This is a genomic window from Natrinema sp. LN54 (assembly GCF_052439245.1).
In the GTDB taxonomy this organism is placed as follows: Archaea; Halobacteriota; Halobacteria; order Halobacteriales; family Natrialbaceae; genus Natrinema; species Natrinema versiforme_A.
Map to the genome: position 1 here is coordinate 516,640 of NZ_JBQVRP010000004.1, position 14,268 is coordinate 530,907.

Below are 14,268 nucleotides of genomic sequence, written 5' to 3' on the forward strand. Positions count from 1 at the left end.
AACCGTTCTCGAGCGGCGACTGTCCGGCCGAAATACAGATACGCGGGGAGGCCGTGGCCAGTGAGGAATGCTACTCGAGGCCGTCGTCGCCGCGTTCGTCGTGACCCAAGTCGGCTACCTCGTCGTCAACTGCGGACTCGTGGTCCTGTTCGCTCGCCGCCCGGTCGACGCAGTCGACGAACGGACGCTCGGTCGAGTGCTCGAGGGAACGGCGGCCGACCCGAAGCGACGACCGCGGCGACCACGGCCTCGAGGCGGCGGCGATCACAGCTCGTCGTCCAGCGGCGACCCTACGGCTCGGCCGGCACCACCCGTCGACCACAATTTCGGACCCGACTGTCGCCTCCCCGCACGTCTCCGGCGGCGGATCCACGTGTTCGTCCCCGTCACCGGGGACCGGTGGGACTCGCTCGAGGGGACCCTCGCGTCGATCGCGGGCCAGAGCTATCCCGCCAGTCAGGTCTCCGTGGCCGTCGTCTACGGGCTCGACGACCCCGCCGCGGTCGATCCGTCCGACGCCGTCGAATCGGGACGAGCGAACGGTCTGGCGGTGTCGCTGATCGGGATCGACGGCGAGATCGTCACGGATGCCCGGGTGACGGATCGGCGGGCAGGTACTGGTGGCGGCAGCGGTTCTCGAACCGAAGCGGCCGCGCTGTCCGAGGCGTTCGCGACGCGCTCGTTCGCCGCCGACGACATCGTCACCGTCTGTGCCGCGGGCACGCGGCTCCCCGTCGACGCGTTCGAACTCGCCGTCGCCGGCCTCGAGGAGTACGACATCGTGCGGGCGAAACGAACCGCGGGGAACGTCCACGACGGTCTCGTCCCCCTGCTCGAGTCGATGGGAAGCGCGGTCCGGTCGGATCTGCTGTCCGGGACCGCAAGCGCCCCGTCGTGCCGACCGCTCGAGGAGGGAACGTTCGCGACGGCCCGCGTGCTAAACGACCTCGAAGGCCGGCGACGCGACGACGCGACGGGAGCGACGACCCGCGGCGGGACGGAACCCCGCCGAAACGGCGCGGTCGGCGTACTGGATCGGTACCTCCGAACTCGGTGTCCCACGGCTATCGACGCGTGGGTTCAGCAGAGCCGACAGCAGGTTCGTGACTCCTACCGGTGTCGACGCACGCCCGATCGATCCAGGTCCGACCGGGTCCGATTCGTTGCAGGGACGGCGCTGATGCACCTGCTCGTAGTGACGAACGTCGTCGGAATTCCGCTCGCGATCGCGGTGCTCGTCTCGGCCGCGCTCGGGTGGGTTTCGCTCGCCGGCCCGCTGGGCGTTCTCGTTGCCTGCAACGCGGCCGTTTGGGCGTACTACAGCGTGGTTGCCTACCGCGCGGCCCGGGACGCCGTTCCACTCGAGAGCCGGCGGGCGAGACTCCGCTACGCGCTCGTTTCGAACCCGCTCGCCCACGCGCTGTACGTGACGCTGTGGGCCGTGCCGATCGCGCTGGCGCTTCGCGATATCGTCCGCGGGGACGAGCCACCGGCTCGGCCCTCGGTGACGGAGCGATAGGGGCAGTCGATTGGACGGCCGTAATCGAGACCGACGAATACTCGTGTCGGGACCGGGAAACGCGCGGTATGAGCGGCATCGACGTCGAACCGGTCGACGAGGACGGGGACGCGGCGAGGGACAGCGACGACGGACACACCATCGAGGTGACGCCGACCGACTCGGTCGACGACGCGGAGACGGGCGAGCGCGAGACCGTCGACGTCGAACCGTCCGACGAGCCGATCGACGGTCCCGAGTACGTCCTCTACGGCGGGAAAGGCGGCGTCGGGAAGACGACGATGGCGGCCGCGACCGCGCTCGACAGCGCCCGCGGCGGCACCCGGACGCTGATCGTCTCGACGGATCCGGCCCACTCGCTCTCGGACACCTTCGAGACCGACATCCCGGCCGAGCCCGACCGAATCCGCGACGACATCCCTCTCTACGCGGCCGAGATCGATCCGGAGGCCGCAATGGAGCGAGGCGAGACTCCCTTCGGCGGCGCGGGCGCGGGAGCGGGGACAGACGCAGGAGCAGACGGGGACGACCCGTTCTCCGGCGGCGCGAACGGGGTCGGCGGCGGGACCTCCCCCTTCCCCGGCGGCGAGGGAGCCGAGGGCGGTCCCCTCGGCGGGCTCGGCGAGATGCTCGGCGGCGAGTCGCCGATGGACGCCCTCTTCGGCGGCGCGATGCCCGGCGCGGACGAGGCCGCGGCGATGCAACTCCTGCTCGAGTACATGGACGACGAGCGCTTCGAGCGCGTGATCGTCGACACGGCCCCAACGGGCCACACGCTCCGACTGCTGCAACTCCCCGAGATTATGGACTCCATGATGGGTCGACTGGTGAAGTTCCGCCAGCGCATCGGCGGCATGCTCGACGGCGTCAAGGGGATGTTCGGCGGTGGCGAGGAGCCCGACGACGGCAGCGACCTCGAGGACCTGGAAGTCCTCCGCGAGCGCATCGAACGCCTGCGAGCGGCCCTGCGAGATCCCGCGCGGACGGACTTCCGGATCGTCATGATCCCCGAGGAGATGAGCGTCTTCGAGTCGAAGCGCCTGCGCCAGCAGCTCCGCGAGTTCGAGATTCCCGTCGGCACCGTCGTCGTCAACCGGGTGATGGAGCCGCTGTCGAACGTCACCGACGACGTCGACGGCGAGTTCCTGCAGCCGAATCTCGACGACTGCGAGTTCTGTCAGCGGCGGTGGGATGTCCAACAAGGCGCGCTCGCCGAGGCACAGGATCTCTTCCGCGGCACCGACGTTCGGCGGGTCCCCCTCTTTGCGGAAGAGGTCCGCGGTGAGGGGATGCTCGAGGTCGTCGCGGCCTGTCTACGGTAATCGATCGAACCGACGAGCCGCTGCGAGCGTGACCGGGAGGTCGCGATCGGCGGTGCACTGGTCCTGTTTCCGCTCCCGACGGAGTTCGCGGAGGCGTTCCAAGGGTGATCTAACGGAGAATTGGTTGCGGACACCGTTTACGACCGCGAGCGCTGGCGGCGCGAGCGGGCCGACGACTGACCCGAAAGCCGCGCGACGCGCGGCTGGAGGGGAAGGAGGAGTGCTTTTCATCAAAGTTTTGCCGAGGGCACGCCGGAGGCGTGCCCGCAGCGCAAAAGTTTGTTAGTCGTCCGCGGGCAACTGCTGACCGCCCACATCGGGACGGCTCACGTCGCGGTCGGTTTCCTCGCCCTCGATATCGTAGGGGTACTCGCCCGTGACACAGCCCAGACAGAGGTCGATCCGCTCCTTGCCGAGCACGTCGGCGACGGCGTCGGTCGAGAGATAGGCGAGACTGTCGGCGGCGATCTCGTCGCGGATCTCGTCGGTCGATTTGTCCGCGGCGATCAGCTCCTCGCGGGTGGCCATGTCGATGCCCATGTAACAGGGGGCGACGATCGCCGGCGCGCCGATGCGGACGTGGACCGCCTCGGCCCCGCAGTCCTTGAGGAGTTGGACGAGCTGGGTCGAGGTCGTCCCGCGGACGATCGAGTCGTCGATGACGGTGACGGTCTTGCCCTCGATCGTGGACTTGATCGGGTTGAGCTTCAGCCGCACCGCGCGTTCGCGCTCGTCTTGGGTCGGCATAATGAAAGTGCGGCCGACGTAGCGGTTCTTCATCAGCCCCTCGGCGAACTCGACGCCGTCGTCGTCCGCGTCGCGAGCCTCGCCGTCGGCGGTCGTCTCGCTCGCCGCGTCGGCGTAGCCCGACGCGAACGCGCGTCCCGAGTCGGGAACCGGCATCACGACATCGGTCTCGACGCCGCTTTCCTCCCAGAGCTTGCGACCGAGGTTCCGCCGGGCCTCGTAGACGAGCGTGTCGTCGATCACGCTGTCGGGTCGCGCGAAGTAAACGTGCTCGAAGAAGCAGTGGGCGGTGTTCTCGTTCTCGACGAGCTGGTAGGAGTCAAAGCCCTGCCCGTCGTCCTGCAGGACGACGAGTTCCCCCGGCCGAACGTCGCGGACGAGTTCCCCATCTAAGGTGTCGATCGCGGCCGACTCGGAGGCGAGGATGTAGCCGTCCTCGAGTTCCCCGATACAGAGGGGGCGGTTCCCCTGCGGATCACGCACGCCGAGGACCGTGTCGTCGTGGGTGATCGTCAGCGAGTACGAGCCGTGAATCCGCCCCATCGTGCGCTTGACGGCGCGGACCAGATCCTCCTCGAGGAGGTTGCGCGCGAGGTCGTGGGCGATGACCTCGGTGTCGCCGTCGCTGGTGAAGGCGTGGCCCGCGGCGGCGAGTTCGTCGCGGATCTCGTCGGCGTTGACGAGGTTGCCGTTGTGGCTCAGGCCGAGCGAGCCGCTCTTGAAGGAGACGGAGAAGGGCTGTGCACAGGAGGAGTCGACCGAGCCGGCCGTCGGATACCGGACGTGGCCGATCCCCGCGGCCCCGTTGAGCGCGTCGAGGTCGTCCTCGCCGAAGGCGTCCCCCACGAGCCCCATTTCGACGTGGCTGTGCTGTTGGAACCCGTCGTGGGTGACGATCCCCGCGGACTCCTGCCCGCGGTGCTGGAGTGCGTAGAGCGCGTAGTACAACGGTCGTGCCGCGTCTCGACCGTCCAGTGAGACGCCGACAACGCCGCACTTTTCGGTCATTCCTGTTCGCCGGGGAGTTTCGCCCCGCCCATCAGTCATGGAAGTCAGTAGGGCACCGAGCCGATAAAAATCCCCGTGTTTGTGCTTCTTCGGCTCTCCCTCGAGGAGAAACATACCCACATTCGTGTATATGTTGTGGACGGACGTGTACCGACATGAGAACGCACAGCGGGCCGGTTCGCTCGAGCGGATGTCGGCTATTCCGAACGGGAACGGTCGATACCAGCGTCCCCGTGTGACCGGCGCGGCAACATGACACAGCGTTCAAGACAGTCGCCACGAGTCACCACGTATGCGACTCGAGGAGTACTGGGGGGTCGGCCCGAAGACGCGGGAGACGCTGGTCGACGAGTTAGGGAGAGAGGCGGCGATCCGGGCGATCGAGAGCGGTGACGTGCGGGCGCTCGCGGACGCCGGACTCGCTCGCGGCCGCGCGACCCGTATCCTCCGGCGGGCGACCGGCGGCGCTGGCATGGATATCCTCTCGACCAGCGACGCGCGGTCGGCCTACAAGGAGCTACTGGATCTCGCGGTCGAGCACGCAGTCACTCAACGGGCTGCCGATCGAATCCGGGTGCTCACGCCGCTCGACGGCCGCGAGGCGATGGAATCGCGACTCGACGACGTGCTCGCGGCCCGGGACGCGTGGGCCGACCTCGCCGAGGGCGATCGGACCGCCGTGCTCGAGGCCTACGAGCGCTACGACGAGCGCGACGGGAGCGAGCACGCGGCCGTCGAGGCCGCGCTGGCGCTGCTCGAGGCCGGGGTCGACTCCGGCCCGTTCGCCGCGATCGCGGATCTCGAGGCGGAAACGCTCGCGGAGGCCGCCGAGGCGCTGGCGGCGCTCGACGGCGGCAGGGTTCGAGACGGTGCCGACGCAGAACTCGATCGGCTCCGGGACGATCTGGGCGCGGTCGAGGACATGGACGCGAACGCGCTCGCGTTGATCGACGACCTGCGCTCGGCGGGCGTCCACGACGCCGAGGGATTCCGGCAGTCCTTCGAGGACCACGTGCTGACCGAGACGGACGCGACGATCGATCGCGTTCGGGACGCGATGCCGACCGACGCGACGGACGCGACCGACTTCGTCGGTGGAACTCTGCGCGCGCTCCGGACTGACCTCACGGAAGCGGTCGACGAGCGCGAACAGGCCGTCGCGAGCGACCTCGAGGAAACGCTCGAGACGGCCCGCGACGCGATCGATCAGGCCGTCGCAGCGGTCGACGACATCGCCTTGCACCTCTCGCTGGCTCGCTTCGCGCTCGAGTACGACTGTACCCGTCCCATCTTCGTAGACCGCGACGACGCCGCGGTATCCGTCGTCAACGCGCGCAACCTCACGCTCGCCGCACACGACGGGGAGTCGGTCCAGCCGGTCACCTACGGCCTCGGCGAGCACGGCGTGACGAGCGTCCCGGACGGCGTCGGATCAGTCCCCGGCGACCAGCGGGTCGCGGTCCTCACCGGAGCCAACAGCGGCGGGAAGACGACCCTGCTCGAGACGCTGTGTCAGGTCGTCCTGCTGGCGACGATGGGGCTGCCGGTCCCCGCGGATCGGGCCGAGGTGACCCCCGTCGACTCGCTGGTCTTCCACCGCCGGCACGCCAGTTTCAACGCCGGCGTCCTCGAGTCGACGCTCAAGTCGATCGTCCCGCCGCTCTCGACGGGCGGACGCACGCTGATGCTGGTCGACGAGTTCGAGGCGATCACGGAGCCGGGCAGCGCGGCGGACCTCCTCCACGGCCTCGTCACGCTCTCCGTCGACCGCGAGGCGCTGGGCGTGTTCGTCACGCACCTCGCGGACGATCTCGAGCCGCTCCCGCCGGAGGCGCGGGTCGACGGCATCTTCGCGGAGGGACTGAACCCCGACCTCGAGTTGCTCGTCGACTACCAGCCCCGGTTCGACACCGTGGGCCGCTCGACGCCGGAGTTCATCGTCTCGCGGCTGGTCGCAAACGCCGGCGACCGGAGCGAGCGCGCCGGGTTCGAGACCTTAGCGGAAGCGGTCGGCAACGAGGTCGTCCAGCGGACGCTCGCGGACGCGCGCTGGACCACCGGCGAGTGAGTCTCTCGAAGCCGAGCCGTTTTCCAGTTCGTCCCTGCGCCGCTCACTCGTCGGGTTCGCCCGTGCCGTCCGTCCCCTCGTTGCGCTCTCGCCGCTCTTCTTCGAGCCAGCGATCGGGCGTCGGCGTGTACGACGAGTCCTCGTCGACCGACTCGCCGTACGTGTAGAGGATGCCGTCCTGATCCTCGCAGACGCGGGCCTCGAGGTACGCCTGTGCGGCCCGCCGCGAGAGCGCGCCCATTTCGATGATATCGGCCAGCGCGGTCTTGGTCGCGCGAAACCAGGTCTCGATACGCTCGCCCTCGGTCCCGGCCCCGGCCCCGTCGTCGGCCCGGGCGGCGACGATCGCACCCCGGCCGTCGTCGCGGCCGTCGCCCCACTCGAGCCAGCAGACGCGGTAGGCGTCGACCGCGTAGTCGTCGGCCGGCGCGACGAGATAGAGCGCCTCGTGGACGCAGGGATCGAGGAAATCCTGCAGGATGCGGTCGCGAGTGATCGAGTCCGCCAGCAGGGACCCCTCGATCACGCCGTCGGCGAGGGGGGTCGCCGCCGTTATCTCGTCGGCGAGCGACAGCCCTTCGCCGCCCCAATGGCTGTACCGCAGGTCGTAGAGGCGGTCCGGCCGCCGGTAGGCGACGAGCGCCCTATGGCCCATCGTCCACCCGGCCGGAACGGCGTGAATCGGACTGCGCGACGCGCGCCTCGGGACTCATCTCGTAGCTCACGGCGGCTCTGGTCGCCCGTCCGTACTTGAACCTACGGACGGAGTCAGTGCTCCGGCGTCGGATCCCGTCTCGCCACCGGCACCGGAGATCAACACGAACGGGTGACCGTCTCGTGGGGGATCGGCTCGCCGACCGGCCCGTCCGCGTCGACCGGCTGTTCGACGCGATAGATCGTCACCGACTCGGTCCCGGCGGGGGCGCGGTCACAGAAGTACGCGCCCGCCGACTCGAGCGCGGCGTCGCCCGCGCCCTGTCCCTTCGTCCCGTATCGCTTCCAGAGCGTCGACGGATATCGATCCATGGCGTTGTCCGGGCGGTCGAAGGTCGCCGGGTCGCCGGTGACCAGATCGGTCGTTTCTCCGGACTCGGGGGTCGCCTCGACGACGTACCAGCTGTAGGAGTCGGGCGGCTGGGGCGCGAAGAAGGCCCAACTCGCGCTCCCCAGCGCGCCGTCGTCGCTCGAGGCCGGGGTGTCGACGAGTCCCGCCGCGGCGACCTGCCAGCCCACCAGGGCAAGGAAGAGACAGACGAGAAGCCCCGCCGCGGCGAGTCGGGTACCGCGCCGAACGCGCGGTGAGACCATCGAATCGGCTGCGGCTGAGTCGGTCTCCGCGTTCGCCGTGCCCGCGTCACCTGTCTCTGCGGTCATCCCGCTCGTAGCTGTCGCCTTCCCCGTCTCTCCGGTTTCTTCTCTCGCCGTGAGGGACTCGAAGCGCCCCTCGAGCCCACTCGCCGAAACGAGGTGCTCGAGTCGGTCCCAGACCGGCGGCGGCAGGAAGACGAGCAGGACGGCGACCATGACGAACGGAAAGGCGCCCAGACGCATCGTCGCCGCCATGCTGAGGTGAGCGCCGACGAACGCGACGACGGTCGCGGTCCGGAGCCGACCGGGCGCGACCACGAGCAGCACCGACGCGGCGAGAACCCCGATCCAGAGCCAGTTGATCGCGGTCAGGAGAGCGGGGAACTCCGCGATCGTCGGCCCCGCGTGGTCGATGAAGTCCTCGAGTCGGAAGATCCGCTGGACGGCCACGCCGGACAGCCACGCGTCGCTCCGGAACTTGAGGATCGCGTTGATCGCGTAGATGACGACGATATGCAGGCAGAGGATCGCGGTCGCCGTCGAAACCACGCGAGCATCGTCCCCGCTCGCGGACCGGAACTCGAGTCGACGCGGGCGGAGCGACCACCGGGCCTCGAGCGGGAGGACGGCCGCGAAGAGGAGCAGCGAGATGAGGATCGTATCGCCGCCGTTGACCAGATACGGGTTGCGGGCGTGAAGCGACGCGAGGAGCAGCGCCGCGCCGACGGCCGCGAGCCGGTGGCGGTAGCCGACGAGCACGCACGCGGCGAAAATGCCGGTGATCGCGAGCAAGAGCGCCTGTGCCCACGCCGAACCCGACAGCGCGTGGAGGGACCACTTCGCGAGCGCGGGCGACACCTCCTCGAGGGCGGCGCGCGGGAAGATGCCCTCGTCCGTGTAGAACGTGACCAGTCCCGGGAGCCGAAGCAAGAGCAGATCGAACAGGACGACGAGTCCCAGCCCGATCCGGAACGCGGCGAGCGCCCGCGGATCGATTCCGAGACGCGACCTGACGACCGCTCGGAGCGACTCGAGCGTCGTCACCGAGTCGTCGGTCGGCGTCGCGGAATCGGATCGGGCGGCTGTCATAGCGGGACCAGTGAAGTGGCTCGCGGGTTGTCAAGCGATGTATAAGTATTTTCTCGTCGCCCGATAGGTAGGGACCGAGGCGGGGCGTCGGATCGGGCAAGTGAGGAGAAACCTCAGTCGCTGTCCGACACAACGCCGAAATCCCTCCGTGTCCTACGACAGGCCACATGGGTGCCCAAACGGCGTACGACGCGGTCATCTTCGACAACGACGGCGTCCTGACGACGCCGACGGATCGGGACGTACTGATCGACGCGATGACCGACGCCTTCGAGAGCGTCGGCGTCACGGATCCGCCCGCCGACCACATCGAGACGTTGCTCAGTCCGGACGTGACCTCGCTGCGTCGAACCGCTGACCACCACGGTATCGATCCCGACGACCTCTGGCGCGCCCGCGAAGACGCCGCGATCGCGGCCCAACTCGCCGAGCTTCGGGCCGGTCGGAAACGCCACTACGACGACGTCGCGGCGCTCGAGTCGCTGTCGATCCCGACGGCGATCGTCAGCAACAACCAACACGAGACGATCGGGAACGTCCTCGAGCACTGCGACCTCGCCGTCGACGTCTGGTACGGCCGCGAGCCGACGTTCGAGGGCATCGAGCGCAAGAAGCCGAGGCCGTACTACCTCGAGCGGGCCCTAGCGGATCTCGCGGTCGAGAATCCGTTATTCGTGGGGGACAGCCACGTCGACATCGCCGCGGCCGACGCGGCCGGCATCGACGCGGCGTTCATCCGGCGGGATCACCGCAGGGAGTACGCCCTCTCGAGCGAGCCGGCACACGAAATCGAGTCCCTCGAGGCGCTGCTCGAGTTGGTCTGATCGCTCGGGCGGGGTTGATTCGGCAGGCGTGACCGAGTACGAAGCAGGGATCAGGCGATCGGGCTCGCGCTCGTCCGGCGTTCGGCCCGGGCCGCGATCGCGTCGTTCATCTCGACGAACGCCCGTTCCACGCGCCCCTCGTCGAACGTGAGCGGGGCGAATGCGCCGCGAACCGTCTCCCGCTGGAGGAGTCGGGTTCGCTCGCCGTCGTCGATCGGTACGAGGTGGAACTCGTGGTAGCGGTCGAACGCGAAGGGCACCACGAGCCGATCGAGCCAGCCGAGTCGTCTGTGAGGGTCGACGGTGACGGCCATCGGTCCGTCGAGTAGCCGGGTGAGATCGGCGGGTTCGGCGCTGCCCTCGCGTCCCGCCGTGTCGACGGCGACCCCCTCGATCGTGCGACGGATCGGGTCCCACTCGGGATAGGTGTCGAACGAGAGCAGCGCGTCCCAGACGGCCCCCGGCGGGGCGTCGATCTCGACGAACACTTCGACCTGGTTCATGCGAGAATGTACCACTCTCAGACGGATGGCTGTACCGGTCGGTGTGACCGCAATATCCTTAGTCGCGAACCCCCGAGGGTCGTGTATGAACGGTCCGGACCGCGGGCTCTCGCGTCGCGCGTTCGTCCGCAGCGCCGTCGCCATCGGCGGTGCGAGCGCGCTCGCCGCCTGCCTCCAGCGCGAGGAGACCGAGGACGTGCCACAGGCCGCGCTCAGCCCCGAGGAGCTTCCCGACCGCCAGCACGCGTGGAACGAGTTCCTCGCCGCGGACGACCACGGGAACATCGAGCCGCCCGAACACCACCTCCTGCTCGGCCTCGAGTACGTCGGCGACGGGCCAGCGGACGCCGAAGACGAACGCGAGCAACTCGAGGCCGCGTTCCGAACCCTCGAGAAAGCGTACAAACGCGGGAACGAGGGACTGGCGTTTACGATCGGCTACGGTCCGGCGTACTTCGACCGGTTCGAGACCGACCTTCCCGAAAGCGTCGACCTGCCCGATCCCGAAGCGCTCGCGCCGATCGAGGACCCCGAAATCGACGAGTACGACGCCCTGATCCATCTGGCCAGCGACTACGGCCACGTCACGCTGAGCGCCGAAGAGGCGCTGCAAGGCGACCTCGAGGAACTCAACGGACTCGAGGTCGAGGGCACCCTCGAGGGGGTCTTCGACGTGGCCGAGCGCCGGACGGGGTTCATCGGCCGCGGCCTCCCGGCGGATCGCCAGTCCGGCGTCAGCGGCATCCCGGACAGCGAGCCGGTTCCCGACGACGCGCCGATGTTCATGGGGTTCAAATCCGGCTTCAGGAAGACGCAGGCGAGCGAGGACCGCGTGACGATTCAGGACGGTCCCTTCGCCGGCGGGACGACCATCCACCTCTCGAAGATTCGGCTACACCTCCACCAGTGGTACGAACAGGACAGCCGCGATATCCGGGTCTCGAAGATGTTCTCGCCGACCCACGCCGACGAGGGGCTCGTCGACGGAGCCGGGGACAACCTCGGCGACTCGAGTCGTATCGCCGAGGTCGGCGGCGACGCGGCCGAGGACGCGCGACGCGGAACGGTCGGCCACGCCCAGAAGACGGCTCGAGCCCGCGAGGACGGCGAGCCGATCATCCTCCGCCGGGACTTCGATTCGACCGACGACGACGCGGCGGCCACCCACTTCCTCTCGCTGCAGCGCTCGATCGCGGACTTCGTGAAAACGCGCAACGCGATGACCGGGAGCGACCTCACCGACGGCTCGATCAGTTCGCGGACGAACAACGGCATCCTCCAGTACATCAGGGTCCGTAACCGGGCGAACTACCTCGTGCCGCCGCGCGGGCTCCGGGCCTTGCCAGCGCCGAATCCGGACTCGGCCTAATGGCGACCGATCAGCCGATCGAGCGGCGCTGATCCCCGGAATCGACGCGCGGAACCGCCTCGAGGTCCCGACCTCAGTGCCGCCTTCCCTAGGGTCTTTGCCCTCGAGGTCGAGTCGAAAACCGATGCGAGCCGCAGCGTTTACCGATCTGATCGGTCCCGAGGGAGTGGACGTGATCGACCGCGACGAACCCGAACCCGGCCCCGACGAGGCGCTGGTCGACGTCGAGGCCTGCGCGATCAATCGCCACGATCTCTGGATCCTCGAGGGGGATTCGGCGATGGTCGACGCCGACGACCTGCCGTTCGTCACGGGACTCGACGTGGCCGGCGTCGTGAGCGAGGTCGGCGCGGACGTTCGGGGGCTCGAGCCCGGCGACAGGGTCGTTCTCTGCCCGAACGAGACGTGTGGCTCCTGTCGGTTCTGTCGCGAAGGCCCGGAGAACATGTGCGAACGGTTCTCGCTCTATCACGGCGGGCTGTCCGAAACCGCCCGCGTGCGGGCCGATCGGCTGATCCCGTTGCCCGACGACATCGACGCGGCGACCGCCGCCGCGATTCCGACGGCGTACATGACCGCGTTCCACATGCTGCGGCGGGCCGAGGTCGGTCCCGGCGACCTCGTTTTCGTCCCCGGTGCGACCGGCGGCGTCGGCGTCGCGACGATCCAGCTCGCCGATATCTTCGGTGCGGAGACGATCGGCACGTCCTCGTCGGCCGAGAAACTCGAGCGGGTGCGCGATCTCGGACTCGATCACGGAATCCGCTCGACGGATATCGACGAGATCCGCGGCGAAGTCGAGGAGATCGGCGCGCCGGACGCGGTCATCAACCACCTCGGCGGCGAGTTCACCGAACTCGGACAGTCCGTCATGCGCCGCGGCGGGACGATGGCGATCTGCGGCCGCACGGCGGGCAACGAGTCGACCGTCGACGTGGCGAACCTCTTCCTCGGCCACAAACGCATCGTCGGCTCGACGATGGGAACGCAGGACGACCTGCGACGGCTCGTCGACCTCGCGGCCGACGGCGAACTCGACCCCGAAATCGACGAGACGTACGCGCTCGAGGACACCGACGACGCCTTCGCGGCGATGCAGGATCGTGAGAGCGTCGGTAAGATCGTCGTCGAGCCGTAGGCCGGCGTCAGACCGGAACGCGCCGCCCCGAGTTATTTCTACACCGTTGCTGTATGGTCCGTATGACGAATATCGCCATCACCGGTGCGGCGGGCAACGTGGGCCGAGCGGCCATCGACGCGTTCCCGGACGACGAGTACGATCTGACGCTGTTCACCCACAGCGAGACCGAGGACTTGGACGCAGACCCCCTCGAGATCACCGATCGCGAGCAGTTCATCGACGCCCTCGAGGGCCAGGACGTGTTGATCCACCTCGCGGCCAACCCCTCGCCGCGGGCCGAGTGGGACGAGGTCAGCGGCCCGAACGTGGAGGGAGTGTACAACGCCTTCGAGGCCGCCGAGGAGAACGGCCTCGAGCGGGTGGTCTTCGCGAGTTCGAACCACGCGGTCAACATGGGGAACACCGCCTCGGTGATCCGGCCGGAGTCGACCGGCGGCAGCCCCGACGCCGTCCAGCCGAGCGATCCGACGAACCCCGACACGTACTACGGCGTCACGAAGGTCTTCGGCGAGGCGATGGGGTCGTACTACGCCAAGCGACACGGGTTCGACGTGGTGAACCTGCGGATCGGCTGGCTGCTCACTCGCGACGAACTCCGGCAGATCTGCGACGAGCGAGACGGCGCGGGCGAGCGCTACGCCCGCGCGATGTGGCTCAGCCCCGGCGACTGCCGACGGGTGCTCAACGCGGCGGCGACGACGACGCTCGACGACTCGCCCCTGATCGCCCACGGCGTTTCCGACAACTCCGAGCGCTTCCTCTCGCTTACCGAGACCATGCTCGACCTCGGCTACCGCCCGCAGGACGACTCCGAGGCGGTTCTGAGCGACGACTGAGCGGGCCCAACGGGCTCGAGTTACACGCATCCGTTTCGGCCGTCGCTGCTGCCGAAATGTAGCAGATCGATCAACTCTCGGCCGAATTCGTTCCTGTAGGGACCCGTCGAATCGAAAGACGGAATACCGACACGTTCGTAGCGCCGCACATGTCAACCAAGGTGTCCGAGTCGTCGGGCTACGGGCCGAACACCCAGATGTCCCTGTTCGGCTACATCATGGCGGCGATACTCGTAATCGTCCTGATTCCGATGATACCGGTGCTCGTCCCGGCGTGGATCCTCTGGAAGGTGTTCGTGGCGGAAGACGAGTTCGAACACAGCTTCGAAAACTGGCGGCGCGAGACCGGTCACGACGGCTCGAGAAACACGCGGACGACCGATACCGAGTCCGCCGACGCTGACGAGGGGGACACCGAAACCGATGCCGAAGACGTCGGCCAAGCCGAGGCCGACCAGACGGCCGCCGAATCGTAAGCCGTCGTCCCGTCTCTCGTTTTTCGCCGCGCTTTCGATCGCTCTCTCGAGTCCGACT

General features: G+C 68.5%; 12 protein-coding genes. 8 read left to right on the forward strand and 4 right to left on the reverse strand.

Annotated elements, in window-relative coordinates; all coding sequences use genetic code 11:
- Positions 1–67 precede the first annotated feature (67 nt).
- A complete protein-coding gene (locus tag ACT4ML_RS15055; protein WP_444721590.1) occupies positions 68–1,519 on the forward strand; it encodes a hypothetical protein in 1,452 nt (483 codons plus the stop codon).
- Between the two features lie 68 nt (positions 1,520–1,587).
- A complete protein-coding gene (locus tag ACT4ML_RS15060) occupies positions 1,588–2,841 on the forward strand; it encodes an ArsA family ATPase (protein ID WP_444721591.1) in 1,254 nt (417 codons plus the stop codon).
- 282 nt (positions 2,842–3,123) lie between these two features.
- Here ACT4ML_RS15060 and purF read toward each other — a convergent pair whose 3' ends face one another.
- Complete coding sequence (gene purF / locus ACT4ML_RS15065; RefSeq protein ID WP_444721648.1) at positions 3,124–4,596, reverse strand: amidophosphoribosyltransferase; 1,473 nt, start codon at positions 4,594–4,596, stop codon at positions 3,124–3,126.
- Positions 4,597–4,888: 292 nt separating this feature from the next.
- Here purF and ACT4ML_RS15070 point away from each other — a divergent pair, with 292 nt between their 5' ends.
- Positions 4,889–6,664 (forward strand): MutS-related protein, encoded by a 1,776-nt coding sequence (locus tag ACT4ML_RS15070; RefSeq protein ID WP_444721592.1) that lies wholly within the window; start codon positions 4,889–4,891, stop codon positions 6,662–6,664.
- 43 nt (positions 6,665–6,707) lie between these two features.
- Here the strand turns inward: ACT4ML_RS15070 and ACT4ML_RS15075 are convergent, their stop codons facing one another.
- Complete coding sequence (locus ACT4ML_RS15075; protein WP_444721593.1) at positions 6,708–7,319, reverse strand: DUF6735 family protein; 612 nt, start codon at positions 7,317–7,319, stop codon at positions 6,708–6,710.
- 158 nt (positions 7,320–7,477) lie between these two features.
- Positions 7,478–9,061, reverse strand: coding sequence for an HTTM domain-containing protein (locus tag ACT4ML_RS15080; protein ID WP_444721594.1), 1,584 nt, complete (start codon positions 9,059–9,061; stop codon positions 7,478–7,480).
- A gap of 167 nt (positions 9,062–9,228) precedes the next feature.
- Between ACT4ML_RS15080 and ACT4ML_RS15085 the strand changes: the two genes are divergently transcribed.
- On the forward strand, positions 9,229–9,885 hold the full coding sequence (locus ACT4ML_RS15085) for an HAD family hydrolase (RefSeq protein WP_444721595.1): 657 nt from the start codon (positions 9,229–9,231) through the stop codon (positions 9,883–9,885).
- A 50-nt stretch (positions 9,886–9,935) separates the two neighbouring features.
- Here the strand turns inward: ACT4ML_RS15085 and ACT4ML_RS15090 are convergent, their stop codons facing one another.
- Entirely contained in the window at positions 9,936–10,388 is a 453-nt protein-coding gene (locus ACT4ML_RS15090; RefSeq protein ID WP_444721596.1) for an SRPBCC family protein, read from the reverse strand.
- 85 nt (positions 10,389–10,473) lie between these two features.
- On the opposite strand from ACT4ML_RS15090, the gene ACT4ML_RS15095 reads away from it, so the two are divergent.
- From ACT4ML_RS15095 to ACT4ML_RS15110, 4 genes are all read left to right on the forward strand, one after another.
- Positions 10,474–11,757: a DUF7405 family protein gene (locus ACT4ML_RS15095; protein ID WP_444721597.1), complete on the forward strand. Its 1,284-nt coding sequence runs from the start codon at positions 10,474–10,476 to the stop codon at positions 11,755–11,757.
- A gap of 124 nt (positions 11,758–11,881) precedes the next feature.
- Entirely contained in the window at positions 11,882–12,895 is a 1,014-nt protein-coding gene (locus tag ACT4ML_RS15100) for an alcohol dehydrogenase catalytic domain-containing protein (protein WP_444721598.1), read from the forward strand.
- Between the two features lie 62 nt (positions 12,896–12,957).
- On the forward strand, positions 12,958–13,734 hold the full coding sequence (locus ACT4ML_RS15105) for an NAD-dependent epimerase/dehydratase family protein (RefSeq protein WP_444721599.1): 777 nt from the start codon (positions 12,958–12,960) through the stop codon (positions 13,732–13,734).
- 149 nt (positions 13,735–13,883) lie between these two features.
- On the forward strand, positions 13,884–14,210 hold the full coding sequence (locus tag ACT4ML_RS15110) for a DUF7535 family protein (RefSeq protein WP_444721600.1): 327 nt from the start codon (positions 13,884–13,886) through the stop codon (positions 14,208–14,210).
- Positions 14,211–14,268 lie beyond the last annotated feature (58 nt).